The sequence below is a fragment of the Halocynthiibacter sp. genome (assembly GCF_049608145.1).
GTDB lineage: Bacteria > Pseudomonadota > Alphaproteobacteria > Rhodobacterales > Rhodobacteraceae > Halocynthiibacter.
In genome coordinates this window covers 60,562-86,293 of sequence record NZ_JBMYXF010000005.1, presented here as the reverse complement: position 1 = coordinate 86,293, position 25,732 = coordinate 60,562, and the positions used below count along the sequence as shown (strand labels likewise).

General features: G+C 54.2%; 23 protein-coding genes. 9 read left to right on the top strand and 14 right to left on the bottom strand.

Features of this window, described 5'->3' with window-relative positions; all coding sequences use genetic code 11:
* Positions 1-26 precede the first annotated feature (26 nt).
* Both ACPGUT_RS03275 and ACPGUT_RS03270 read left to right on the top strand, forming a co-directional pair.
* Complete coding sequence (locus tag ACPGUT_RS03275; protein WP_423988815.1) at positions 27-515, top strand: RNA pyrophosphohydrolase; 489 nt, start codon at positions 27-29, stop codon at positions 513-515.
* A gap of 132 nt (positions 516-647) precedes the next feature.
* Positions 648-1,124 (top strand): hypothetical protein, encoded by a 477-nt coding sequence (locus tag ACPGUT_RS03270; RefSeq protein WP_423988814.1) that lies wholly within the window; start codon positions 648-650, stop codon positions 1,122-1,124.
* A gap of 59 nt (positions 1,125-1,183) precedes the next feature.
* On the opposite strand, the gene ACPGUT_RS03265 is transcribed toward ACPGUT_RS03270, so the two are convergent.
* From ACPGUT_RS03265 to ACPGUT_RS03240, 6 genes are all read right to left on the bottom strand, one after another.
* Positions 1,184-2,440: a lytic murein transglycosylase gene (locus ACPGUT_RS03265; protein ID WP_423988826.1), complete on the bottom strand. Its 1,257-nt coding sequence runs from the start codon at positions 2,438-2,440 to the stop codon at positions 1,184-1,186.
* A 100-nt stretch (positions 2,441-2,540) separates the two neighbouring features.
* Positions 2,541-4,850, bottom strand: a complete 2,310-nt coding sequence (gene rnr / locus ACPGUT_RS03260) for a ribonuclease R (protein WP_423988813.1) — start codon at positions 4,848-4,850, stop codon at positions 2,541-2,543.
* A 12-nt stretch (positions 4,851-4,862) separates the two neighbouring features.
* Positions 4,863-5,438, bottom strand: coding sequence for a TIGR04282 family arsenosugar biosynthesis glycosyltransferase (locus ACPGUT_RS03255; RefSeq protein WP_423988825.1), 576 nt, complete (start codon positions 5,436-5,438; stop codon positions 4,863-4,865).
* A 26-nt stretch (positions 5,439-5,464) separates the two neighbouring features.
* Entirely contained in the window at positions 5,465-5,887 is a 423-nt protein-coding gene (locus ACPGUT_RS03250; protein WP_423988812.1) for a GNAT family N-acetyltransferase, read from the bottom strand.
* Positions 5,884-7,026, bottom strand: a complete 1,143-nt coding sequence (gene dapE / locus ACPGUT_RS03245) for a succinyl-diaminopimelate desuccinylase (RefSeq protein WP_423988824.1) — start codon at positions 7,024-7,026, stop codon at positions 5,884-5,886. The genes ACPGUT_RS03250 and dapE overlap by 4 nt, the downstream gene beginning before the upstream one ends.
* 19 nt (positions 7,027-7,045) lie before the next feature.
* Complete coding sequence (locus ACPGUT_RS03240) at positions 7,046-7,396, bottom strand: hypothetical protein (RefSeq protein ID WP_423988811.1); 351 nt, start codon at positions 7,394-7,396, stop codon at positions 7,046-7,048.
* 142 nt (positions 7,397-7,538) lie between these two features.
* On the opposite strand from ACPGUT_RS03240, the gene ACPGUT_RS03235 reads away from it, so the two are divergent.
* Positions 7,539-8,654 carry a transporter substrate-binding domain-containing protein gene (locus ACPGUT_RS03235; RefSeq protein WP_423988810.1) on the top strand — a complete coding sequence of 372 codons (1,116 nt, stop codon included), beginning with the start codon at positions 7,539-7,541 and terminating at the stop codon, positions 8,652-8,654.
* Positions 8,655-8,712: 58 nt separating this feature from the next.
* Here the strand turns inward: ACPGUT_RS03235 and dapD are convergent, their stop codons facing one another.
* The gene (gene dapD / locus ACPGUT_RS03230; protein WP_423988809.1) at positions 8,713-9,540 is read right to left on the bottom strand and encodes a 2,3,4,5-tetrahydropyridine-2,6-dicarboxylate N-succinyltransferase; all 828 of its coding nucleotides are present in this window, start codon (positions 9,538-9,540) and stop codon (positions 8,713-8,715) included.
* A 186-nt stretch (positions 9,541-9,726) separates the two neighbouring features.
* Between dapD and ACPGUT_RS03225 the strand changes: the two genes are divergently transcribed.
* Complete coding sequence (locus tag ACPGUT_RS03225) at positions 9,727-10,572, top strand: TIGR00730 family Rossman fold protein (RefSeq protein ID WP_423988808.1); 846 nt, start codon at positions 9,727-9,729, stop codon at positions 10,570-10,572.
* Here ACPGUT_RS03225 and ACPGUT_RS03220 read toward each other — a convergent pair.
* From ACPGUT_RS03220 to ACPGUT_RS03210, 3 genes are all read right to left on the bottom strand, one after another.
* A complete protein-coding gene (locus ACPGUT_RS03220; RefSeq protein ID WP_423988807.1) occupies positions 10,569-11,666 on the bottom strand; it encodes an alanine racemase in 1,098 nt (365 codons plus the stop codon). The genes ACPGUT_RS03225 and ACPGUT_RS03220 overlap by 4 nt on opposite strands.
* A 3-nt stretch (positions 11,667-11,669) precedes the next feature.
* Positions 11,670-12,869 carry a 23S rRNA (adenine(2503)-C(2))-methyltransferase RlmN gene (gene rlmN, locus ACPGUT_RS03215; protein ID WP_423988806.1) on the bottom strand — a complete coding sequence of 400 codons (1,200 nt, stop codon included), beginning with the start codon at positions 12,867-12,869 and terminating at the stop codon, positions 11,670-11,672.
* A gap of 87 nt (positions 12,870-12,956) precedes the next feature.
* Positions 12,957-13,496 carry an invasion associated locus B family protein gene (locus tag ACPGUT_RS03210; RefSeq protein WP_423988805.1) on the bottom strand — a complete coding sequence of 180 codons (540 nt, stop codon included), beginning with the start codon at positions 13,494-13,496 and terminating at the stop codon, positions 12,957-12,959.
* 174 nt (positions 13,497-13,670) lie between these two features.
* Between ACPGUT_RS03210 and ACPGUT_RS03205 the strand changes: the two genes are divergently transcribed.
* Complete coding sequence (locus tag ACPGUT_RS03205; RefSeq protein WP_423988804.1) at positions 13,671-14,666, top strand: asparaginase; 996 nt, start codon at positions 13,671-13,673, stop codon at positions 14,664-14,666.
* A 6-nt stretch (positions 14,667-14,672) separates the two neighbouring features.
* On the opposite strand, the gene serB is transcribed toward ACPGUT_RS03205, so the two are convergent.
* Positions 14,673-15,542 carry a phosphoserine phosphatase SerB gene (gene serB / locus ACPGUT_RS03200; RefSeq protein WP_423988803.1) on the bottom strand — a complete coding sequence of 290 codons (870 nt, stop codon included), beginning with the start codon at positions 15,540-15,542 and terminating at the stop codon, positions 14,673-14,675.
* Between the two features lie 132 nt (positions 15,543-15,674).
* Here serB and ACPGUT_RS03195 point away from each other — a divergent pair, with 132 nt between their 5' ends.
* The 4 genes from ACPGUT_RS03195 (at position 15,675) to ACPGUT_RS03180 (ending at position 22,234) form a co-directional block, all read left to right on the top strand.
* Positions 15,675-16,820 carry a phosphoserine transaminase gene (locus ACPGUT_RS03195; RefSeq protein WP_423988802.1) on the top strand — a complete coding sequence of 382 codons (1,146 nt, stop codon included), beginning with the start codon at positions 15,675-15,677 and terminating at the stop codon, positions 16,818-16,820.
* 64 nt (positions 16,821-16,884) lie between these two features.
* Positions 16,885-18,480 carry a phosphoglycerate dehydrogenase gene (gene serA / locus ACPGUT_RS03190; RefSeq protein ID WP_423988801.1) on the top strand — a complete coding sequence of 532 codons (1,596 nt, stop codon included), beginning with the start codon at positions 16,885-16,887 and terminating at the stop codon, positions 18,478-18,480.
* A gap of 9 nt (positions 18,481-18,489) precedes the next feature.
* Entirely contained in the window at positions 18,490-19,221 is a 732-nt protein-coding gene (locus ACPGUT_RS03185) for a metallophosphoesterase (RefSeq protein WP_423988800.1), read from the top strand.
* 223 nt (positions 19,222-19,444) lie between these two features.
* Entirely contained in the window at positions 19,445-22,234 is a 2,790-nt protein-coding gene (locus ACPGUT_RS03180) for a bifunctional aconitate hydratase 2/2-methylisocitrate dehydratase (RefSeq protein WP_423988799.1), read from the top strand.
* An 86-nt stretch (positions 22,235-22,320) separates the two neighbouring features.
* On the opposite strand, the gene ACPGUT_RS03175 is transcribed toward ACPGUT_RS03180, so the two are convergent.
* The 3 genes from ACPGUT_RS03175 to ACPGUT_RS03165 all read right to left on the bottom strand — a co-directional run bounded on the left by ACPGUT_RS03175 (position 22,321) and on the right by ACPGUT_RS03165 (position 25,723).
* Entirely contained in the window at positions 22,321-23,880 is a 1,560-nt protein-coding gene (locus tag ACPGUT_RS03175) for a hypothetical protein (protein WP_423988798.1), read from the bottom strand.
* 61 nt (positions 23,881-23,941) lie between these two features.
* The gene (locus ACPGUT_RS03170) at positions 23,942-24,133 is read right to left on the bottom strand and encodes a DUF2783 domain-containing protein (protein ID WP_423988797.1); all 192 of its coding nucleotides are present in this window, start codon (positions 24,131-24,133) and stop codon (positions 23,942-23,944) included.
* A gap of 3 nt (positions 24,134-24,136) precedes the next feature.
* On the bottom strand, positions 24,137-25,723 hold the full coding sequence (locus ACPGUT_RS03165) for an FAD-dependent oxidoreductase (RefSeq protein ID WP_423988796.1): 1,587 nt from the start codon (positions 25,721-25,723) through the stop codon (positions 24,137-24,139).
* Positions 25,724-25,732: the final 9 nt, after the last annotated feature.

Sequence of the window (25,732 nt, the reverse complement as noted above, 5' to 3'; positions counted from 1 at the left end):
CCCGCCCGCTTACAACAGGATCTACCATGACACCCGAAGAAATCACTGCCCTGCCATACCGTAACAATGCTGGTGTCGTCCTTGTAAACAAAGACGGTTTGATCTTTGCGGGCAAACGCATTGATAACCCCGGTAACGCTTGGCAGATGCCCCAGGGGGGCGTGGACAAAGGCGAAGATGTCGGCGAAGCGGCCTTGCGTGAACTGGAAGAAGAAACCGGCGTGTCGCGTGATCTGGTCACCGTCGAAGCTGAAACCGCAGACTGGCTGACCTATGATCTGCCCCATGATCTGGTGCCCAATATCTGGAAGGGTAAATACCGCGGTCAGAAACAACGCTGGTATGTCATGCGCTTTCACGGGCAAGATTCGGACATCGACATTGAAAAAGACCATCCGGAATTTTCTGAATGGCAGTGGATGACGCCATCCGATCTGATCAACAGCATCGTCCCTTTCAAGCGTGATATTTATGTCGCGATTTTCGGCGAATTTGACACACATCTGCGCGGATAGTCGCTGGAATTCCTCCGGTCATTTCGCAACATAGACCTGCCCCATCAGTTCCCTATTCTGGCCCAGTATCCTCCGGAGTCCAGAAAGTTGCCTTACCGATTTCTTCTGTCATGTGTCGTAACGGGTTCACTTATGTGTGCGCTTCCTGCGATGGCGTCTGATTGCCCCCCATCATCCGGGATGGAGCAATTTCTGACAGCAGACCGAATTTCAGAATTCACAGTCGTGTCGGGCGATCTGCATATCAGTTCACAATATCGCATTCCCCAGACCCGTTTCGGACGCTTTATCTGGTACAATTTTCGCCGTGAACGCGTGCGTTTGCAGACATGGCAAGGCCATCTGACCGGCAATGTCATGACAGCTGACGGACAGATGCAACCGTTTGATCAGGCGATCTCTTTTAACTTGATTTGTGATGATCACGGCAGCTGCGACACGGATCTCGAAGTGCGCCGCAAACATGTATCTGGCCAGATCATGTTTCTTCAGCGTGGTGAAAACGGCAGGTTCGAAGTCAACATAAGCACCTGCGCTGTGCCCACCTATGCTGCCAGCAACGACGCTGTATCACGTGTTCAACAATGCCTAAGCGCAGGCGGCTGCTGAACACGCCCTGCAGGGTTTCGCCCCGGAAGACCAGGACAAAACACCTACAATCAATGTTGTCAGCGATTGCGCAAGCGACGCAGTACGTCTTGTGACGCAAAGCCGTCCGGTGTCACGCCGATCGACGCCTGATAAGCCCGGATCGCCGCAATGGTGTTTGGCCCAATAATGCCGTCAGTTCCGTCTGTGTCAAAACCCGCACGGGTCAGACGGCGCTGCAACTGTTGTTTCTGACGGAAAGACAGCGGTTCATATCCACGCGGCCAAGTGGCCTGAATAGCAGGGCCGCCCGCCAGACGATCCGCCAGATGCCCAACACCAATCACATAGGCATCCGCTGCATTATAGCGTTCAATCACATGGAAATTGTCAAAGATCATGAATGCCGCCCCCTGCGCACCACCTGGCAACAGGATTGAAGCACGCCCATGGTTTGGCACGGTCTGCCCACGGGTATCACGCACCCCCAAGGCCGCCCATTGCTGCGGACTTTTCTTAACCCGTTCACTGGTTTGCGTATAATCAAATCCTTGTGGCAGGACGACTTCGACACCCCATGGCTGCCCAAATGTCCAGCCGTGACGCGCCAGATAAGACGCGGTCGAGGCCAGCGCATCCGTCGGATCGTCAGACCAAATATCGCGTTTACCGTCCCCGGTGAAGTCCTGGGCATATTCCAGATAAGACGTCGGGATAAACTGCGTATGCCCCATGGCACCAGCCCAGCTTCCGGTCATATCACGTGGGCGCACATCGCCGTTTTGCAGGATCTTCAAAGCCGCAATCAACTGCGCCTCAAAGAAACGTCCCCGACGCCCATCAAAAGACAAAGTCGCCAGTGCGGAAATCAACGGCGTACTGCCCCGCGTCGCACCATAGGCACTTTCCAACCCCCAGACAGCGGCGACAATTTCTTTCTCAACGCGGTAATGGGCCTCTACCCGATCCAATACGCGGGAATTCTGGCGCAAGGCGCGCTGGCCATTGCGAATACGTGGTTCAGACACCGCGCCATCTAGGTATTCCCAAATCTGCTTGGTAAATTCCGCTTGATTGCGGTCCCGCGCGATCACGTCATCCAGATAGCGCACATTGCGAAATGCCGCATCAAATGTGCGTTGGGAAATACCGGCGGCACGCGCCCGGCTTTCAAAATTACGGATCCAGCGATCCAGCCCGTTTGCGCTCACCTCGATTGGGGTCACTTCCTGGCTCATACTGTCTCCGCCTGCCGTCACATCTGTTGTCACACCACTCACGCCCGAGGCAAATGCCCCCTGCGCGGCCAGCGTTATACCTGCTACAAAACTTAAAATACGCACGTTGTTCACCTGATTACTGCCCTATTTTTTTCTGACAGATTAACCAGGACCAGAAGAAAGGGAAAGCGCCCGGCGATTCGGACACTGTTTCAGGCTATTTCTTGCGTTTCCGGATCACTTTCCGCGCAGTTTTACGGGCGGGGCTGGTGCCCGGTGTTTTTCGGCTTTTGGTCTTTGGTTTTTTACCCGACCGTTTTGACGAAAAGCTGCGGCTGCCCCGGCCACCGCGCCCCCGCGGCAGTTCTTTACCATTCACAGCCAACAGTTCGACCATCAGACCACCAGTCACGGGAACGGCTTCTGCCAGACGCACAGTCACGGGCAGACCGATACTCAGACGGAAACCGCTGTCTTCGCCAGTCAGGCTTTGATCATCCGCATCAAACCGGAAATATTCACGCCCCAGCGATGACACAGGCACAAGCCCATCGGCACCCGTTTCATTCAGACGCACAAAGGCACCGAACCGGGCAATGCCGGAAATCTTGCCTTCCAGCTCATTGCCTACACGTTCCGACAAAAACGCCGCAAGATAGCGGTCCGTCGTGTCACGTTCCGCCGTCATGGACCGGCGTTCCGTTTCGGAAATCTGTGTACCTGTCTCGCGGATCTGTTGTTCATCCTGTGGCGACAAGCCGTCAAATTTATCTGCGGCCCCCTCCCACTGATGGGCGGAAATCAATGCGCGATGCACAATCAGATCTGCGTAACGACGAATGGGGGATGTGAAATGCGCATAGGATCGCAGGGCCAGACCAAAATGCCCGAAATGATCCGGCGCATAAAAGGCCTGCGTCATACTACGCAGGGTCGACATGTTGATCAGTTCGGCATGATCTGTGTCACGCGCCTGATTAAGAAGGCGGTTGAGATGCGCCGTTTTCAGCACCTGCCCTTTTGCCAGCGTCAGACCTGACGCAACCGCAGTTTCACGTAAGCTTTCCAGTTTTTCCGGGCTCGGTTCTTCATGTACGCGCAAAAGTAGGGGTTGCTTGCGTGCGATCAGCTCTTCCGCAGCGGCGACATTTGCCAGCACCATAAATTCTTCGATCAGCTTATGGGCATCCAAACGTTCAGAAAACGCAACAGATTGCACCTTGCCGTCATCCCCCAGAACGATCTTACGTTCTGGCAGATCCAATTCCAACGGTTGTCGATCTTCACGTGCAATCAATGTCGCGCGCCACGCCGCATAAAGAGGCTCTAACACAGGGGAAAGAAGCGGTTCACACTTCTCGTTCACGATGCCATCCATCGCGGCCTGCACTTCTTGATAGTTCAACGACGCATGAGAATTCATCAGCCCCCGGGTGAAGCGATGGGAAATTTTCTGTCCCTTGGCGTCGATCTGCATCCGAACCGCAATACAGGCGCGATCCACCCCTTCGTGCAGGGAACATAAATCACCAGACAGGCGATCCGGCAACATCGGCACAACGCGATCCGGGAAATAGGTGGAATTCCCACGTTTGCGCGCCTCGTGATCCAGTTCAGATCCTGGCGTCACATAATGGGCCACATCGGCAATCGCGACCCAGACGATAAAGCCGCCGGGGTTTTTCGGATCATCATCCGCATGGGCAAAACAGGCGTCATCATGATCGCGCGCATCATGTGGGTCGATCGTCACCAGCGGCATGTCACGCAGATCTTCGCGCCCATCCAGTGGCGCGGGTTTTGCACTGTCAGCCTCAGAAACAACCTCATCCGGGAAAGCATCCGGGATGCCATGCTGATGGATCGCAATCAGGGATACGGCTTTGGGTGCTGTCGGATCACCAAGGCGATCAACGATACGCGCAGACGGCAGACCCATACGAGATTTCGGCCCCGCGCGTTCTGCTTCGACCAACTCGCCATCGCGAGCATCGCCGGTGGCACCAGCTGCAATTTTCCATTCCTTATCCGACCCTTTTTCAACCGGCAATAATCGCCCGCCTTCATGGGTTTTTCGGAATATGCCAAGGATTCGCTGTGGATTAGACCCTATTTGGCGAATTAACACACCGTTATAGGCATGGTCTTCATCCGCGACTTCCTGCAGACGCACAAGAATGGTCACACCTTTCGCCAGTGCTGGTGCGCCGGCTTTTTCCAACATCAGAACACGTGGTGCGGCCCCTTCGCCTTGCCACTCCACGGGATAAGCAAATAGATCCCCGTCACTATCAGGGCCCGCGACTTTCAGCACCGCAACAGGCGGCAGTTTGTCCGGGTTGCGATAGGTCTTTTTACGCTTTTGCAAATGACCTTCCGCTTCAAGTTCCTTCAGGATCCGTTTTAGATCAATTCGGGCCGCGCCTTTGATGCCAAAGGCACGCGAAATATCACGTTTGGAAGTCTGGGTCGGGTTGTCGGAAATCCAAGCAAGGATTTCCTCTTTGGAAGGTATACGCATTGTCATGCGCTTGCCCTATCACGCCTGCGTTGAATTGGCGAGAGCACGCAGATCCGCGACCGTGTCCACATCACGCAACATGGAAACCTGCGCAATCCGATGATCCGGCAAGGTTTGTATCGTGTCAGCCAAGGCATGTTCTGTAGACCAGCGCACACCGTCAAACAGACGGGGCGGCACCGGGCGCGTGCGTTTCAGGCCGATCAGCCAATACCCACCGTCATCGGCTGGACCAAACACCGCATCATGATCACCCAGCGCTTTGAAAGCCTCGGAAATACGCGCCCGATTGATGCCAGGAATATCCGCCCCAATCACACAGACAGGGCCTAGGGGAATGGTTCGAAATTGTCGCCCCATCCGGTCACCAAGATCGCCGCCGCCCTGAGAAACACGCGGCACATCAACGGGCCAGACGCGGCTTTGAAGGCCTTCATGATCCGGCGTGACCGCCAAGATCAGATCCCAACGCGGATCACGTAATCGGCGGATAAGGGCGGCTGATTGATGACGAAACCACCAAGCGGATCGTGTCAGCCCAATATCGCGCCCCAACCGAGTTTTCACACGCCCCGGATGCGGTTCTTTCAACATCACGACAAGGCGCGGACGCCAGGGTTTCACAGCATCAGTTCCATATCACGATGATCAATTCCCGCGTCATCATATACCGGGCCAAACGCGGTGAAACCAAGGCCTTCATAAAACGGAATTGCATGGCACTGAGACCCTAATACAGCCTTTTTGGCACTTTCCAGGGTTCGCAGGTGATCAACACAGGCTTTAATCAACGCAGCCCCAACACCGGCGCCGCGCCCGTCTGCCAGCACACAAACACGACCAATTTTACCTGCATCTGCCTTCAATAGAATACGTGCGCAGCCTATCGGAATCCCGTCTTTTTCCGCCAAAAAGTGCAACGCTTCGCCGTCTTTGCCGTCAACTTCTTCCGCCTCAGGCACCGCCTGTTCCTCAATGAACACTTTGCGGCGCAATTGGTGGCAGGTGGCGATATCGCCGGTTAGGCTGACAATCAGACTCATGCGAAATAATCCTTCAGAATGCGGGAATAGATGCCTTTCAGTTGGGTGATCTGTTCGACTTCAACCCTTTCATCGACTTGATGCATGGTTTTGCCCACCAGGCCAAATTCCACCACCGGGCAATGGGCGCGCATGAACCGCGCATCAGACGTGCCGCCAGACGTGGACAACACCGGATCTATACCCGTTTCATCTTTCACGGATTTCGCGACCAGATCAGACAACGCCCCTGGAGGCGTTATAAAAGATTCGCCCGTGACTTTGGTCGTCAATTCCAGTGTCACACCTGTGTCGGCTTCAACCACGGCTTTTTCACGTTCCAGCCAGGCGATGATCGCCCCTGATGTCTGCACGTCGGAAAAACGAATATCAATCGCGCAACGGCAATGCGCCGGGATCACGTTGCTGGCGTCATTGCCGGTTTCAATCGCAGTGACCACCAATGTCGTCGGATCAAAATGATCACTGCCCGCATCCAGCTGATGCGACGACAAGCGATCCACCAGACGCGCCATCGCTGGCAGCGGGTTCAACGCTCGGTGCGGATAAGCGGAATGGCCCTGTTTTCCACGGGCGGTGAAATGTGCCTTCAGCGAACCGCGCCGTCCGATTTTAATCATTTCACCCATCTTCTCTGGGCAAGTGGGTTCCCCCACCAGACAATCTGTCATGATCTCACTGTTGTCGCCCATCCATTTTAGGATTTCGGTCGTACCATGCAGCGCCGGCCCTTCTTCGTCGCCCGTGATGGTGATCACAACGGCGCCGTCGGGGGGCGTATCCTGCACAAAATCAATCGCTGCCGCTACAAAAGCCGCCACTCCGGATTTCATATCCGTCGCACCACGTCCCTGCATAATGCCGTCGACAACTTCACCGCTGAAGGGATCAAAGCTCCAGGCGTCTGCATCCCCCACCGGTACAACGTCCGTGTGGCCATTAAACCCAAAGGACCGATTCGCGCCTTTCGCGCCCCAACGGGCGAAAAGATTGCTGGTCTCTTCCACATCAATACGCGTGCATTCAAAGCCTGCCTCTGTCAGCATCTCTTCCAGCAGCACAAGCGCGCCGCCTTCTATAGGTGTGACTGAAGGGCATTTGATCAGATCACCAGTCAGTTTCACGGGATCAATGGGCAGAGGGGACATTGCAGTTTCCTTAATGCGCAGGTTTATCGTCAAAAAACGGGGTCATCTGGGCGACAACCACCGAATTTTCATCCAATGCACGTTGCATCAGTTCACGTTCTTCTTCGCTAATCTCATGCCCCAATTCGATGCGTTCTTCCAACGTGCCATAACCCGTTACATCTAGGGGAGCCATATCTGCTTGCTTCAAGATCGCCACGGTTTCACGCACGGCTTCGGCTTCATCGACACCAGACGCGTAACACATCAGCGCTGCACCGGATGCTTCATCAGGCAGGCCATCGCCGTCTTTGCGCCCCACTTCAACCAGCAAAGTATACGCCTGCTGAGGCTTCTTTTCTTTCTTGATCTTATCGCTCATCGTCTGCCCTTTGCGCATTGCGGGTGTCTCAATTTTTCTATGCCGAATTTCATTCATAATATCCAGTAAAACCGCATGAATACCTTTTGCAATTCTCTGGTGAGAAATGTTAACTGCATCTACCATTTTCAAAGGAATGAGCATGCAGACTCATCGTTTGTCAGGGCTGTTCTCCTGGCTGCTTTTCTTACGGAAACTGGTACTTAGTGTTTTGTTATGTGTAAGTTTTCCGGCAATCGCCCAGGAACAGCCTCTTTCTGCTGACAACAGCGGGGTGCTGCGTTTCGCAACTGTGGAACGCCCACCATTTGCGATGGATATCGCAAATGACCCCCGTGGGTTTTCCATAGACCTGATGCGTGACATCGCATCTGAAATGGACCTCCGCGTTGAATTCCTGCCCTATGACAGTTTCCGCGAAATGTTCGAGGCTGTGACCCGAGGCGAAATTGATGGCGCGATTGCCAATATTTCGATCACCTCGGCGCGGGAAGAGATCATGGATTTCTCTCAGCCAATTATCGCATCCGGCCTGCAGATCATGTTGCATGACGAAAAAACAGGCAGCCCAGTGCTGGAAGCAATTTTCAATCTCGACATTCTGTTTGCAATCCTTGCCGCCTTTGGTCTTCTTGCCCTGGGCGGGCTTGTCATGTGGTGCCTCGAACGCAAAAGCCAACCCTACTTCGACCGCCCCATGACAGAAGCCTTCTTTCCGTCTTTCTGGTGGGCACTAAATCTTGTCGTAAATGGCGGATTTGAAGAGCGCGTACCACAATCACGCCCAGGCCGTGTGTTTGCTGTGCTTCTCGTGGTTTCGTCCCTGTTTATCGTATCGGTCTTTGTCGCCCAGATCACTGCGGCCATTACTCTGGGGGCCATCACTGAAGAAATCAATTCTCTGTCCGACATCGAAGAACGCCGCGTTGCGACCACCGAAGGATCAACCGCGTCTGCTTTTCTTGCGAAACGGGAAATTCAGCATCTGACAACAAAGGATTACACGTCACTGATCACCGGATTTGAAAACCGTGAATTTGATGCCGTTTTCTTTGATCAGCCAATGCTGTCCTGGTATGTGCGCAACCAACCTCCTGGCACGGTGCGCCTGCTGGATCGCGTGTTCCATCCGGAAAACTATGGGATCGCCTTGTCCGAAAACAGCCCATTACGTGAATCCGTAAACCGGGCTTTGCTAAACCTGCGTGAAAACGGGCGATATGACACGATCTATACCAAATGGTTTGGCGTCCGCTAACAAAAACGCCGGACCAATTAACGGCCCGGCGCATTCTAATCAGTGTCTAATCTGCGGTTTAGTCACGCAAAAGTTCGTTGATAGACGTCTTGGAACGTGTCCGTGCATCCACGCGCTTCACGATCACCGCACAATATAGGTTCACGCCGTTTTTGGACGGCATGGAACCGGCCACAACCACGGAACCGGACGGTACTTCGCCATACATGACTTCGCCGGTTTCTCGATCAACGATCTTGGTGGACTGGCCGATAAACACGCCCATGCCCAAAACAGACCCTTCACGCACGATGCAGCCTTCAACAACTTCGGAACGCGCGCCAATAAAGCAGTTATCCTCAATAATGGTCGGGCCAGCTTGCATGGGTTCAAGAACGCCACCGATGCCAACGCCACCGGACAGGTGAACATTTTTGCCGATCTGCGCGCAAGACCCAACAGTTGCCCAAGTGTCAACCATGGAGCCTTCGCCAACATAGGCGCCGATGTTCACGAAAGATGGCATCAAAACAGCGCCAGGGGCGACAAAGGCAGATTTACGCACAACGCAGTTCGGAACAGCGCGGAAACCGGCCTCTTTCCATTCCGCATCACCCCAGCCTTTGAATTTGCTGTCAACTTTATCCCACCAACCAGCGCCTTGTGGGCCACCTTCGTGCTGTTCCATATCTTTGATACGGAACCCCAGCAGCACGGCTTTCTTCGCCCATTGGTTCACATGCCAGTTGCCGTCTTCACGGGGTTCAGCCACGCGCAGTTTGCCACTGTCCAGCGCGTTCAGCGTGTCTTCAATCGCATCGCGCATTTCACCAGTGGTGGCAGAATTGATAGTATCGCGTGCGTCCCACGCGGCCTCGATGGCGGTTTCAAGCTGGGCATTAGACATGGTTTCAGGCTCCCGGAAGATACAAAGTTGGCGCTTCTTACCCGAAGATACCCCCTGCGTCATCCTCAGTTTGCGACGCCAGCGAAAACAGGCGCGTCGCAATGTGTTGAAAACAGGTGACTGGTATTCAGTCTGATCTGCCTGTAGCTGTTGAATGAACCTATTTTACGTAAGGAAACGCGATTTATGAGTGATAAGACTCCAAAGCACCCGATGCGCTTTGCCCGTCAGGATGTGGAAAAAGCAAAAGAGATCCCCGACACACCACAGACACGTGCACCCGCTTATCGTCTGGCCTTTTCTGATGAAGATTTCATGTGTCAGCCCGCCCTGCGTCCGGTGCGTCTGCAACTGGAACTTCTGAAAACCGAAATGGCCATGGAAGAACACGGGATTGAAAGCACAATCGTGATGTTTGGTGGTGCCCGTATTCCTGAGCCTGCGAAAAAAGACACAGCCCGCACACAGACCCTTGCCGATCTGTCCGCGTTTTATGACGAAGCCCGCGAATTCGCCCGCCTGATGACCCTGCGCAGCATGGAAAGCAACGGGCGTGAAGATGTGGTTGTCACCGGTGGCGGCCCTGGCGTGATGGAAGCGGGCAACCGTGGTGCCGTTGATGCGGGTGGCGCATCCATCGGTCTGAACATCGTGCTGCCCCACGAACAGGCACCAAATGAATATGTGACGCCTGAGCTATGCTTTAACTTCCACTATTTCGCGATCCGCAAGATGCATTTCCTGATGCGCGCCAAAGCGGTCTGCGTGTTCCCCGGTGGCTTTGGCACGCTCGATGAGATGTTCGAAGCTCTGACCCTGATCCAGACCGGCCGTATGGATCGTGTGCCGTTCCTGCTGTTTGGTAAGGAGTTCTGGGAAAAGATCATCAACTGGGACGCCCTGTCAGACGCCGGCACAATTGCTGCGGAAGACTTGGACCTGTTCCAGTTCGTTGACAGCGCACAGGAAGCAATTGATGCAATTGACGCTTGGGGCGAAAACCACGCCCGTGATGCGCTGCCTGGTCGTTAAGCCCAGCCGTCGCAGCGGTCCCAGACCTCGCCGTTTGTGACATGAAACCGGCCATAGCCGCCCGCCGATGTCAGGCAGGCATGGCCGGGCAGAATACGGACCTGGCTGCCGATGGGCAGCCGGGCGAAATCATCGGCACTGTTCACATGCACCGTGCCATGTTCCTGATGCACGCCATCAATCCGCAGGTTCAGTGGTTCAAGCGTCTCCGGATCACACAGCAGCCCATACCCCGCATCCGGCATGTGATTTTGCGCACCGATATCTTTTGACATCGCCAGTGCGCCCGCATCCACCGTCAGCACACCAGCCTTACGGTTATGGCCAACAACCGTCGCCAGCACCGTGATCGCCAGATCATCTAGGCTGCACATATTGCGCCCCACCTGGCACAGATCCCAGACCATATAGATCCCGGCGCGCACCTCGGTGATGCCTTCAAGGCTATTGGCATGCAGCACTGTCGGCGTGGACCCTATCGAAACAACCTCAACCTTGATCCCAGCCGCCCGGACCCGTTCGGCGGCACGCACAGCGGCGTGCACCTCCCCTTCAGCGATCTGCTGCACGCGGGCAATCTGATCGGTGGAATAGGAATGGCCCGCGTGGCTCATGATGCCTTTAAAGCTTGGCCCCAAAACCCGCGCGATTTCGATGATCGCACCATCATCACAATCAATCCCACCACGATGTTCGCCACAGTCTACCTCGACCAGAACCGGACAAGACAACCCGCGATCCACAATTGCCTGGGCCATTTCGATGGAATCAACAGACAGAACAATTGTCTTGCCCGTTTCAGCCTGAATGCGTTCTACACGGGCAAATTTATTGGGCGTAATGCCAACCGCATAAAGAATGTCATCAAACCCGGCGCGGGCGAAATATTCGGCTTCCTGCAGCGTTGAAACGGTGACCGCACCCATCCGGCCACCAGTGGCGATCTTTGCCACTTCGGCAGATTTTGCAGTCTTCAGATGCGGGCGCAAAGTCACCCCCATATCCGCGCAACGTGCGATCATTTTCGCGGCATTAGATTTCAACCTGTCGACATCAAGGATCAGTGCAGGTGTCTCTAATACGGCGAAATTCATGGTTTACCCCTTCAGGCCGGTTTCCGCCGCGATCTGTTTGCGGCTTTTGCGGGCGCGTTCTGTTTCTGACTTCAGCTGACCACAGGCCGCCATAATATCTTCCCCACGCGGTTTACGCACGGGCGAAGCATAACCCGCCTGATAGATGATCTCAGAGAACGCGCGAATGCGATTGTTTGATGACCGCTCATAAGGCGAACCGGGCCATTCGTTAAACGGGATCAGGTTCACTTTTGCAGGGATGCCTTTGATCAGTTCCACCAGACGATGCGCATCTTCATCCGTATCATTCACGCCCTTCAGCATGACATATTCAAAGGTAATGCGTTCAGAGTTCGACGCTTTGGGATAACTGCGCAGCGCCTCAACCAGTTTTTCCAGCGGCCAACGTTTGTTGATCGGCACCAGAACATCACGGACTTCATCTGTCGTCGCGTGGAAGGAAATCGCAAGCAGGCAACCGATTTCTTCGGCAGTCCGGGCCATTTCGGGCACAACGCCGGATGTGGACAGGGTAATGCGGCGGCGCGACAGGGAAATCCCTTCGGGATCCATCGCGATCTTCATCGCGTCACGTACGTTTTCAAAGTTATACAGCGGTTCGCCCATGCCCATCAGAACGATATTGGACAGTTTGCGTTTTGCTTCATCATTTGGGTTACGGCCAGGTTCGGGCCATTCATCCAGATCATCACGCGCCACCATCACCTGACCGATGATTTCACCGGCTGACAGGTTGCGCACCAATTTTTGCGTGCCCGTATGACAGAAGGTACAGGTCAGCGTGCAGCCGACTTGCGAAGAAATACACAGCGTGCCGCGGTCCGTTTCGGGGATATAGACGATCTCTACTTCATGCCCACCCGCGATGCGCACTAGATATTTGCGTGTGCCATCTTCCGACACCTGACGTGTGATCACTTCGGGCACGCGAACTTCGAACTTTTCAGCCAGCATCGCACGAAACGGCTTGGCAAGGTTTGTCATCTCATCAAAAGACCGCACGCCCTTTTGATAGATCCATTGCCAGATCTGGCCAGTGCGCATCTTCGCCTGCTTTTCAGGTGTGCCCGCTTCGATCAGGGCTTCACGCATGGCGGCACGTGTCAGCCCGACCAGATTGATCAGGGCAGAAGGGGCCTCTTTACGGGGCACAGTCAGCATATCAGGCGTAACGGGTGCGGCAGGTTTTTGGTCAGACATCACGGGCTCCGATGAAACAAGGGTGCCTCATAACGCAAAAAAGGGGCAATGGAAAGTTGCCCCTTTGCATTCGAATTTTCAAAAGGATCAGCCGCCGCAGCGCGTTTCGGCCTCTTCCACAGCAGCCGTAAAGCCCAGCAGGGAAAATGTATCTTTGGTCACTGTTCCACGCCCGGACCGACCGGTCAGCAATGCTGTTGCACCACGTTTCATCGCTGTCACGATCTTGGCGTCATCACCAGGGCTGGCAGCCCAGGCATTTTCGCCGGATGTAAACAGTTCATACGTGTTCTCACCGATGGCGATCTGCACGGTGGATCCGCTTGCAAATGGATAACCGCCCGCAAAAGAAACCTGACCAGCCACACTGGAAGCGGGGTTCCAGGTCACGAACATCTGAATGCGTCCACGGCGCACGGCCTTTGGGCGTCCATCGGAATCAGTATTCACTGTATCTTCCGGCCCTGACACAGCCCAGCACTGGGTGGGGTCATCATCGATGAAGACGCTCCAGGCGGTTTGTACCGCGACGCGGTTTTCAGTTGTTTCCTGTGCCCACACGCCTGATGCGGTCAGCATGGCAAGGCAAATTGCACCAATAGATTTGCGAGAGAAAAGTGATTTCATGTCGTTACAGCCTCCAGCTGCGTTGCCTCTGGTGATGTCAGCGGACCCTTATTCCTGATCCTGCACATCATATTTACCCGATAGCTTTACACTAATCAAAAAATGCAGTTGTTTGAAACCCCAATTCCCGTCCATCCTGGCGAAAACCTGCGCAGCATTACCCGGAGAAACCCCATGACAGCACCCGCAACACTGACCGAGATCTGGCGTGGCGACATTCTTGAATCAATTCATACCGGACATGTGGTGATCTCAGATCACAAGGGACAGATCCTGGAAAGCTGGGGCAACCCCGATCATATTACTTATCCACGGTCATCCTGCAAAATGATCCAGGCGTTGCCACTGGTGGAAAGTGGTGCGGCTGATGCCTATGGCCTGACGCCCGAACATCTGGCCTTGGCTTGTGCATCCCATCAAGGGGCATTCATCCACACAGATCGTGTTGGCAAATGGCTGTCGGCCTTGGATCTGGGGGAAAGTGACCTGCGCTGCGGTCCACAGGAACCGAACGATCTTCCCGCCCGCAATGCCCTGATCAAGACCGATGATTCGCCCTGCCAATTTCACAACAACTGTTCCGGCAAACATTCCGGGTTTCTGACCTGGAACAAACATATGGGCCACGGCGCAGATTATCATGATCCGACCCACCCGCTGCAGATTGCCATTAAAGAAGCTTTTGAAGACACCACCGGCGAAACGTCTCCGGGTTATGGCATCGATGGCTGTTCTGCCCCAAATTACGCAACTTCTGTTGCTGGCCTGGCCCGCGCAATGGGGTTCTTTGCCGGCGCGTCCGAAAATGGATCCGCCCGTGAAAAAGCCGCCGTGCGACTGCGTCAGGCTATGGCGCTACACCCGGATCTGGTCGCGGGCGAAACCCGCGCCTGTACCGAACTGATGCGCGCAACGGATGGCAAAGTATCGATCAAGACCGGTGCGGACGGTGTGTTCATCGCAATTATCCCAGAAAAGAAAATCGGCGTAGCGCTGAAAATCTCTGACGGTGCGACCCGTGCATCCGAATGCACCGTCGCCGCAATTTTGGTGAAGCTGGGCGTGTTAGACCCGAACCACCCCGCCACAAAGAAACGTCTAAACGCCCCGATCCTGAACTGGAACAAGGTGAATTGCGGAACAATAAAAGCTGCAGATTCCCTGAAATAGGGTCTGTTATTTAACAAATTCTGACTTCTGATAGCCTTGGATATACAACAGGGCTGTCAGATCACCGTGATTGATGCGCACATCACATTCGGCCTGCACAGACGGTTTCGCATGGGCTGCAACACCAGTGCCCGCCAGATGCAGCATCCCAAGATCATTCGCACCATCACCAACAGCAATCACATCCTGCGGCGTCAGACCCAGGCGCGTGGTGATTTCATTGACGGCAGTGATCTTTGCTTCGCGGCCCAGAATTGGCATTCCGACTTGGCCGGTCAATGCGCCGCCGGTATGTAACAACGTGTTCGCACGGTTCTCATCAAAACCTAGTTTGTCCGATACAGCCGCTGTGAAATCCGTAAACCCACCAGACACAAGCGCAGCATAGCCGCCATTGGCCTTCATCGTTTGCACAAGCGCGCGGCCACCGGGCACAAGCGTAATTCGACTGGCTAAAACAGTGTCTATTACAGTGCTTTTCAGCCCCTTCAACAGCGCGACACGTTCTTGCAGAGCATCCTCAAAATCAATCTCGCCATTCATGGCGCGCGCCGTGATTTCCACCACCTGATCGCCAATCCCTGCCTCTGCCGCCAGTTCGTCAATGCATTCTTGGGCGATCATCGTACTGTCCATATCAGCCACCAACACGACTTTTTTGCGCCCTTCCGTGGCCTGAACCACCAGATCAACCGCGATATTCTGTAGGTCTTGCCAAACATCCCAGCGATTATCCGGCATGGCAGGAATATCAAATTCCGCAGCTTCCCCTGCGGACAGCCAACGCAGCTCGGATCCGCCCCAGGCACTTTGGACAGAGTTCGCCAGAACAGGTTCCAGCATTCCGGGTTTCGCGATCATTGTGGCTGTGAACATAGGGCACCTGTCGTGTTTGAATTATGTTTGGCCGCATAACGACAATTTTTTGCTTGCGCCAGAAAAAAACGCTGCTATGCCCAAAGGTGGGACACCCTTCCCCAACGAAGGGCTTATATCTGGAAGGATATCATGACTGATATTGCACACCCGGCCACGCGGCCGGCCAATCCGCGTTTTTCATCTGGCCCTTGTGCCAAACCCCCTACATGGAATCTTGATGTATTGCGTGACGCGCCACTGGGCCGTTCGCATCGCGCAGCCGTTGGCAAAGCCAAGCTGAAAGCCGCGATCGAAGAGACGCGCGAACTGCTGAACATCCCTGCAGATTACAAGATCGGCATTGTGCCTGCATCCGACACGGGCGCTGTCGAAATGGCCCTGTGGAACCTTCTGGGCGCACGTCCGGTTGAAATGTTGGCTTGGGAAAGCTTTGGTTCAGGCTGGATCACCGATGTTGTGAAACAGCTGAAGATCGACGCAACTGTCAAAACCGCCGACTATGGTCAGATCGTTGATCTGGCGTCCGTTGATTTCAACAATGACGTTGTTTTCACTTGGAACGGCACCACATCTGGCGTGCGCGTGCCAAATGGCGACTGGATCGCAGATGACCGCTCAGGTCTGACCATCTGTGATGCAACAAGCGCTGCATTCGCGATGGAACTGCCCTGGGATAAGTTGGATGTGACGACCTATTCTTGGCAGAAAGTTCTGGGCGGCGAAGCGGCACATGGCATGATCATCCTATCGCCTCGTGCGGTCGAACGCCTTGAAACCTATGCGCCAGCTTGGCCCCTCCCGAAAATTTTCCGCCTGACAAAAGCGGGGAAACTGATCGACGGGATCTTTACCGGTGCAACCATCAACACGCCATCTATGTTGTGTGTTGAGGACTATCTGTTCGCGCTTTCATGGGCGCGTTCCGTTGGTGGACTGAAAGGCTTGATCGCCCGTGCGGACACGAATTCAGCTGCAATAGACTCTTTTTGCGCAGCAAATGACTGGATCGAAAACCTGGCGGAAGATGCAGCAACGCAGTCCAACACATCGGTTTGCCTAAAGTTCACAGACGCACGCATCACCGACGGTGCCACCTTCGCAAAAGCTGTTGCAAAACGTCTTGAAGCCGAAGGTGTCGCCTTTGATATGGGCGCTTATCGTGATGCCCCCGCCGGTCTGCGGATCTGGTGTGGTGCCACGGTTGAAACCAGCGATATCGAGGCCCTTCTTCCCTGGATCAAATGGGCCTTTGAAGCCGAGATCGCGCCTCTCTGAAGCATGTCTGAGCGCGCCTTTATCCGGCGCCTCCTCCCTTATATTCTCATAAAGGACCAACACCATGGCCCCTAAAGTACTCGTCTCTGATAAACTTTCCGAAACCGCCGTGCAGATTTTCCGTGATCGTGGCATCGACGTTGATTTCATGCCTGACCTTGGCAAAGACAAGGACAAGCTTGCTGAACTTATTGGTAAATATGATGGCCTTGCGATCCGTTCCGCAACCAAAGTCACGCCAACCATCCTTGCTGCGGCTGAAAACCTCAAGGTTGTAGCCCGCGCTGGCATCGGCACCGATAACGTCGATAAAGATGCCGCATCGAAAAAAGGTGTGATCGTCATGAACACGCCTTTTGGCAACATGATCACCACAGCCGAACATGCGATTGCAATGATGTTCGCGGTTGCGCGCCAGATCCCAGAGGCGTCCGCCAGCACCCATGCCGGCAAATGGGAGAAATCCAAATTCATGGGGGTTGAGCTGACCGGCAAGACCCTTGGCGTCATCGGCGCGGGCAATATTGGTGGCATCGTATGTGACCGTGCGCGCGGATTGAAAATGAAAGTGGTGGCTTATGATCCCTTCCTTGGTGAAGAAAAAGCCAAACACATGGGCGTTGAAAAGGTCGAGTTGGATGAACTGCTGAAACGCGCTGATTTCATCACGCTTCACGTGCCGTTGACGGATCAGACCCGCAATGTTCTGTCCCGTGAAAATCTCGAAAAAACAAAAAAAGGCGTGCGCATCATCAACTGTGCCCGAGGCGGTTTGATTGACGAGACAGCCCTGGCCGAGATGTTGCAGTCTGGTCATGTGGCTGGTGCTGCTTTGGATGTCTTTGCGGAAGAACCTGCCAAAGAAAACGTGCTGTTCAATCTGCCAAACGTCGTCTGCACCCCGCATCTTGGCGCGGCCACATCTGAAGCACAAGAAAACGTCGCCCTGCAGGTCGCCGAACAAATGTCCGATTACTTGCTCACCGGAGCTGTGACCAACGCGCTGAACATGCCATCCGTCACTGCGGAAGAAGCCAAAGTCATGGGGCCGTGGTTGCAACTGTCTGGTCACCTTGGTGCTTTTGTTGGTCAGATGACCGATGAGCCGGTGAAAGCGATCAACATTCTGTACGACGGCAACGTCGCCGAGATGAATCTTGAAGCCCTGAACTGTGGCGTCATCGCGGGCATCATGAAGCGTGCCAACCCTGATGTGAATATGGTATCAGCGCCCGTGGTCGCAAAAGAACGCGGCATTCAAATTTCCACCACCAATCAGGCAAAATCCGGCGCCTTTGACGGCTATATCAAGGTAACGGTCGTGACCGATAAGCGTGAACGGTCCGTTGCAGGCACCGTGTTTAGTGATGGAAAACCGCGGTTTATCCAGATCAAAGGCATTCAGGTTGATGCCGAGATCGGGCGTCACATGCTGTACACCACCAATGAAGATGTTCCTGGTATCATCGGTACATTGGGCCAAACCATGGGGGAAAACGGCGTGAACATCGCGAACTTTACCCTTGGTCGTTCAGCAGTTGGCGGCGAGGCGATTGCATTGCTTTATATCGATCATAAGGTGGATGACGCCGTGATTGATAATCTCAACAAAACCGGCATGTTCCAAAGCATCAAACCGCTGGAATTTGACGTCGTATAAGGATTGGTCATGCGCCACTACGCGATTGGGGATGTGCACGGGCACCTCGACAAACTGCAATCAGCCATGGCGTTGATTGCAGCAGATCGTGCCCATATGGATGACCCCAAAGCACCGGTGGTGCAGATCGGCGACCTTGTTGATCGCGGTCCCGATTCTAAGGGCGTGATCGAATTTATGATTGAAGGCGTGATCCGGGGCGAACCCTGGGTCACGCTCCTTGGCAACCATGACCGCCAGATGTTGTGGTGGCTGGAAAATCCAAACCGGCACGATCCAAATATGAAACCGGATTATCACTGGCTACATGACAGGATCGGCGGGCGGGCAACACTTGCGTCTTATGGTGTAGATACCACGGTCCCGGTTTCTGAAATGCTGACCCAGGCCCGCGATGTAATCCCGGATGACCACATTGATTTCCTGAACGCGATGCCAAACTATTACCGCCATGGGGATGTGTTTTTCGCCCACGCCGGCGTCAGACCCGGCATTGCCCTTGATCAACAGATTGAAGATGACTTGATCTGGATCCGTGGTGATTTTCACAATGCTACAGACGATCATGGCGCGTTGGTCGTTCACGGGCATACGCCTGTTGATGCGGCAACCCACTATGGCAACCGGATCAACATCGATTCAGGTGCCGGTTGGGGAAATGACCTATCTACGATTGTAATCGAAGGGCGGGATGCCTGGCTGTTGACGGATTCTGGGCGTGTTGCCATACCACCGATGTGATTGCAGGTGCAAAATCGGAAAAACTTCGCCGATTTACAATTGGCATAAAGTATTCACGAATTATTGAGTGAACATTTCCAATTTTCAGAGTAACAAACTGAAACACCTTGCGCCCCACCGGTGCAATGTATACAATCGCATACAGCAAGCCTGACCGGCCCGCCAGAGACGATTCTGAGACCGGTATCGGGCTATTCCTGTTAATAACAGCGCCGGAAACATCATGAGCCTCTATACCGACTATCTGAGTGAGATCGAGACCCGTAAAACCCAAGGTCTGCATCCGAAACCAATCGAAGATGACGCGCTTGTCGCTGAGATGATCGAACAGATCAAAGACAGCGGCAATGAACACCGCGAAACGTCCTTGAACTTCTTCATCTATAACACCCTGCCAGGCACGACATCTGCTGCGGGTGTAAAAGCGGCGTTTCTGAAAGACATCATCCTGGGGGCCGTTGAGGTATCTGAGATCTCTGCCGAATTCGCGTTTGAACTGCTGTCCCACATGAAGGGCGGGCCTTCTGTGGCTGTTCTGCTGGACCTGGCCCTGGGTGATGATGCGGCGATCGCGGCGCAGGCGGCTGAGGTTCTGAAAACTCAGGTCTTCCTGTATGAAGCCGACACAGATCGTCTGGAAGAGGCTTACAAGGCTGGCAACATTGTCGCGAAAGAACTGCTGGAAAGCTACGCCAAGGCGGAATTCTTTACCAAGCTTCCAGAGCTGGAAGAAGAGATCAAAGTTGTGACCTATATCGCTGGTATTGGCGATATTTCCACTGACCTTCTGTCCCCCGGTGCCGAAGCACATTCCCGCGCCGACCGTGAACTTCATGGTCAATGCATGTGTTCCCCGGAACAGCAGAAAGAAATCCAAGCCCTGCAAGCCGCACACCCAGATGCACGCGTTATGCTGATTGCGGAAAAAGGCACCATGGGTGTGGGGTCCTCCCGCATGTCCGGCGTGAACAACGTGGCGCTCTGGACTGGTAAGAAGGCCAGCCCTTATGTGCCGTTCATCAACATCGCCCCTGTTGTTGCGGGCACCAACGGTATTTCCCCGATCTTCCTGACCACGGTTGGCGTGACCGGCGGTATCGGCATTGACCTTGATAACTGGGTGAAAAAGCTGGATGCAGACGGCAATGTTGTTGAGGATGAAGACGGCGAAGCGGTTCTGGAGCAAACCTATTCCGTTGAAACCGGCAAGGTTCTGACCATCAACACCAAAACCAAGACCCTGCAAGATGCAGATGGCACCGTTCTGAAAGACGTGTCCGCTGCTTTCACCCCGCAAAAGATGGAATTCATGAAAGCCGGCGGTTCTTACGCCGTGGTCTTTGGCAAAAAGCTGCAGACATTTGCGGCTGGCGCCCTTGGCCAGGAGCTGAAGTCTGCTTACGCACCATCCAAGGAAATCTCTGTCGAAGGTCAGGGCCTGACCGCGGTTGAGAAAATCTTTAACCGCAACGCGCTTGGCACCACGCCGGGCAAGACCCTGCACGCCGGCTCTGACGTGCGTGTGAAGGTGAATGTTGTCGGTTCCCAGGACACCACCGGCCCGATGACCGCGCAGGAACTGGAAGCCATGGCGGCAACCGTGATTTCCCCATCTGTTGACATTGGTTATCAGTCCGGCTGTCACACAGCATCTGTCTGGGACAAAAAAGCCCAGGACAACATTCCTAAACTTATGAAATTCATGAATGATTTCGGCCTGATCACCGCACGTGATCCAAAGGGCGAATATCATGCGATGACCGATGTTATCCATAAGGTTCTGAACGATATCACCATTGATGACCGCGCGATCATTGTGGGCGGCGACAGCCACACACGTATGTCCAAAGGCGTGGCTTTTGGCGCTGACTCAGGCACTGTTGCGCTGGCGCTGGCGACTGGCGAAGCTGCAATGCCGATCCCGGAATCTGTGAAAGTGACCTTCAAGGGCAAAATGGCCGATCACATGGATTTCCGTGATGTTGTGCATGCGACCCAGGCACAGATGCTGGATCAGCATGATGACAACGTCTTCCAGGGCCGCATCATTGAGGTTCACATCGGCACGCTTCTGGCGGATCAGGCCTTTACCTTCACCGACTGGACCGCAGAGATGAAAGCGAAAGCTTCTGTCTGTATCTCCAACGATGAAACGCTGATCGGCTCTCTAGAACTGGCAAAATCCCGCATTCAGATCATGATCGACAAAGGTATGGACAATGAGAAAGCTGTTCTTGCCAACCTGAACAAGCTGGCCGATGCGCGGATTGCGGAACTTAAATCCGGTGAAGTGCCCGCGCTGGTCCCGGATAAGGACGCAAAATATTTCGCAGAGGTTGTGGTTGATCTGGACCAGATCGTTGAACCTATGATCGCGGATCCTGACGTCAACAACGATGATGTGTCCAAGCGCTACACCCATGACACCATCCGCCCTGTGTCCTATTACGGTGGCGAAAAGAAGGTGGACCTGGGCTTTATTGGATCCTGCATGGTGCATAAAGGCGATATGAAAATCGTCGCGCAGATGCTGCGCAATATCGAAAAGCAGAACGGTACAGTTGAATTCAACGCGCCGCTTGTGGTGGCAGCCCCGACCTACAACATCATTGATGAGCTGAAGGAAGAAGGCGACTGGGATATTCTGCAGAAATATTCCGGCTTTGAATTTGATGACATGTTCCCAAAGGCCCAGGCCCGTACGGAATATGAAAACATCATGTATCTGGAACGTCCTGGCTGTAGCCTTTGCATGGGCAACCAGGAAAAAGCCGCCAAGGGTGACACGGTTCTGGCCACATCCACACGCCTGTTCCAGGGCCGCGTTGTTGCTGATACGGCTGACAAAAAGGGTGAATCCCTGCTGGCATCCACCCCTGTTGTCGTCCTGGCTGCAGTTCTAGGTCGCACACCAACCCTGGCAGAATACAAAGCTGCCGTGGAAGGCATCAATCTGACGAAGTTCGCACCACCGCTGCAAAAGCCGCTGGACGCGAAATCAGTTCACTTTTGATAAAAACAAACCCGGCCGCAGTTCACTCTGCGGCCGGGCCTTTCTTCAGGACGTCCTGAAACACGCATTTTCCACTGAAATCGTCCCTAGTCGTTGCGGATCATGCCCGTCAACGCACCCGCTGCCAAAGCAGTGATCACCCAGCCGGCCAGTTTTGCAAACCAGCGGATCCACCAACCGTGCCAACCCCAAGGGCTGCGCGATGTGGATGGGGCCCAAGCGCTCTCCTGACCCAGATTAATAATCGGCACCATCAAATCCGCGGCATAGGCGAAGGGATGGAATGTCTCATAATCTTGTCCGGCCTGTCCAGGGGCCGACCAGAAAGCCGCCGGATTATCCGCATGTGTTTCCGTCGCAGACACCCAGCCCGCAGACACCAACAAGGGCGCTGCATCAGGTGCCATATCGCCTGCATCCCAAGTTTTTCCAAAATACCAGCCCAAGAACAGGATCAGCAGGGTCGAGATAAACAAAGCCCGTGCCGGACGATAACCGTACCCGACTGTAAACCTCAAAACAGGCTCTGTTGCGACTGAAATCGCATATTTAAGCCATGACCCGCTGCCGTGCATTAACCTTCTGTTTTCCGCCCGCAGCAGTCGTTCTTTATGCATTAAGACCGTCTTTGCATCACTGCGATGACCAAGGGTCGACAGGATAGACGCCAGGTGTTCATAGGGTTGCGCAGAAAATGGCATGTCCTCTGGGCGTCGCGCCAGCCAGTCAAGCCGCGCATAAACTGATGTATCCGTGTGCCGCGAGAAATCCGAATATATGAAACCATCCAGACGCAATGGATACGACGCCCCCGGCCCCGCCGGTTCATCCCGCAGACGTGCCACCTGCGCCCCTGCAAGGTTCACAATACCGGAACTGATCTGATTGTCAGAAAGATAGAGGATCCCATGCACATGGGCACGCGCCAGCGACAGTGCGATGGCTGCCCCATGTTCTTCGGTTGCGCCAAAGACTGCATTACTTGTCTCATCCATGCGTGAAATTGACGTACGGGTAATAAATACATCATGGGTGACCCGGGCCGAAGACAGGAAAATTGCACCGTCGCAAAACAGGGCGGAATCAGTGTCTGAATAAGGGTAATTGCCCAAATATAGCGATCCGTCCACACGTAACCCTGGGGCAAAAATTGCATCTTGCCCCTGGCTTTCGATCCGAAGGCCGCAAAATTGCAGATCCCCTTCGATCCGCGCACCGGCAAGGGCGACCTCCCCCTCGACACGACTGTCCCCCCGCAAATAAAGCGACCCCGAAAACCGGGTGTTATCAGCCGAAATACCCGTCAAATGACACGCCGAGAAATGCACACCACGCAACTGCGCATTCACAAGGTTTAGATCATCTGAGAAATGGCAGCTGGAAAAGGTCAGATCAAAAGGCAGTGACGCCCCCTGCAAATCCAGCGCGCCCTTAACCCAGGCCCCGCGCAGACGGATTCCTTTGGCGTCCACCCTTGTGTCTGGATCTAATAGAACGGCGCGCAAAAACTCTGCCCGGATCAGGCAATCTTCCTCACTTTTTTCAGGTAATTCACCGCCCGCAAAAACCGTGCGTTCGGGATAGGAAAGCCCATCCAACAGGCGGGTTTCCGCAGGGGAGATCGGTTGAAATGTCTCAAAACTCATGGGCAGAGAATTACATCTCTGCCCATGAAGGTAAAGGAAATCTCGAAATAGGCAAATGCCGCTATTTAGAGCCTGTTTTTGCCAGTTCAATCGCCTCTGACAACACCTGATTTTCGCCAATGTGATTGGCAAGTACCAGGATCAGGCGCGCGTTCAGCGCCTGAGATTCAGCATCGTCCAAGCCATCATGGGCTTCGATCAATTGTGCATAAAACCCATCATAATCGGCGATATTGGCTTTGGTGTTCAGCATGTCTTATGCTCCTTTCGCGCGTTGGATCGCTGCAGAAATATCAGTGGCTGACGGTGCTGCCCAACGCGCCGCAATATGTTGATCCGGGCGGAACAAGACGGTCACCCCACCTGCATCCCCCATGTATCGTTCTTTTAGTTCCGGTGACGGGTTCGCGATATGGATCTGCTTCACGCCTTCGGGCACTTCAGGTGCCGCAAAACCTGCCGTCATCACGGCGAACTCTCCGCCAATTCGATCCAACAACCAACCCGCATCAGTCGGCGCATCCGCCGCAGAAGATCCCGGACGCGTCCGGGCGGGGAAAGACCCTGTTTCAGGGGAATTCAGTGGCGATTGGTCATGGATCGCCGGAACAGACAGTCGTCCAGAATTCACCAGAGGGCGGGCAAATTCATTGTTTTGCGCCAGATCCAACACTGCATCCCGAAAAATACGGGACATCCCCGATTTGGGTGTAATGAAATCGGTGGACCGACTGGAATTCAGAATGTTTTCATCCGCAGCTTCGACCCGTTCATCGTTGTAGGTATCAAGCAGGCTGTCCGGCGCGTCGCCGTTGATTACAGCGGCAAGCTTCCAACATAGATTATCCGTATCCTGCAGGCCAGAGTTCGCGCCACGCGCGCCAAACGGGCTAACTTGATGCGCGGCATCCCCCGCGAACAACACCCGGCCATGACGGAACCGATCCATACGGCGACACTGGAAGGTGTAAACTGACACCCATTCCAGCTGGAATTTCGTATCCTTGCCAAGCATCGCTTCAAGGCGCGGGATAACATTCGCCGGTCGCATTTCTTCTTCGCGGTCGATATCCCAGCCTAGCTGTAAATCAATACGCCAGACGTCATCCGGTTGCTTGTGCAGAAGCGCGGACTGACCTTTGTTAAAGGGGGGATCAAACCAAAACCAGCGTTCGGTTGGAAAGTCTGCCTCCATGATCACATCCGCGATCAAAAAATTGTCTTCAAACACCCGCCCACCAAAATCACACCCCAGCATTCGACGTGTCGGGGAACCAGCGCCATCGCAGGGGATCAGCCAATCTGCCTCAAGGTTATAGGGGCCTTCAACAGTGTCTATTTCAAGGGAAACATGGGTTTCATGCGTTCCGATGGCAGACACTTTATTGCCACCGCGCAATTCAATATCCGCGCCTTCGGCCTGTAATGCACGCACCCGATCAACCAGATATTCTTCAAGGTAATATTGTTGCAAGTTAATGAAAGCCGGGCGTTTGTGACCGGTTTCAGGCAGCAGATCAAACGCATAAGTTTCGTCTTCGCCGTTAAAGACCCGGCCTTTATTCCAAGTCACACCCTTTTTAACCAAACGATCGCCAATGCCCAGCCGATCGGAGATTTCCAACATGCGTTTGGAAAAACAGATAGCGCGGGATCCGTGAGAGACTTTGTCATTCTCATCCACCACAACCACGGGAATGCCATGCTGTGCCAGATCAATCGCGGCAGCAAGGCCAACAGGGCCAGCGCCAATAACAACAACCTTATGACGGACAGGCGTGATCGCATCCTGATCCGGGCTGCGTTCATATGGGTACAGTGGTTTCTCAAATATCTTTGTCATGTCTCTCTC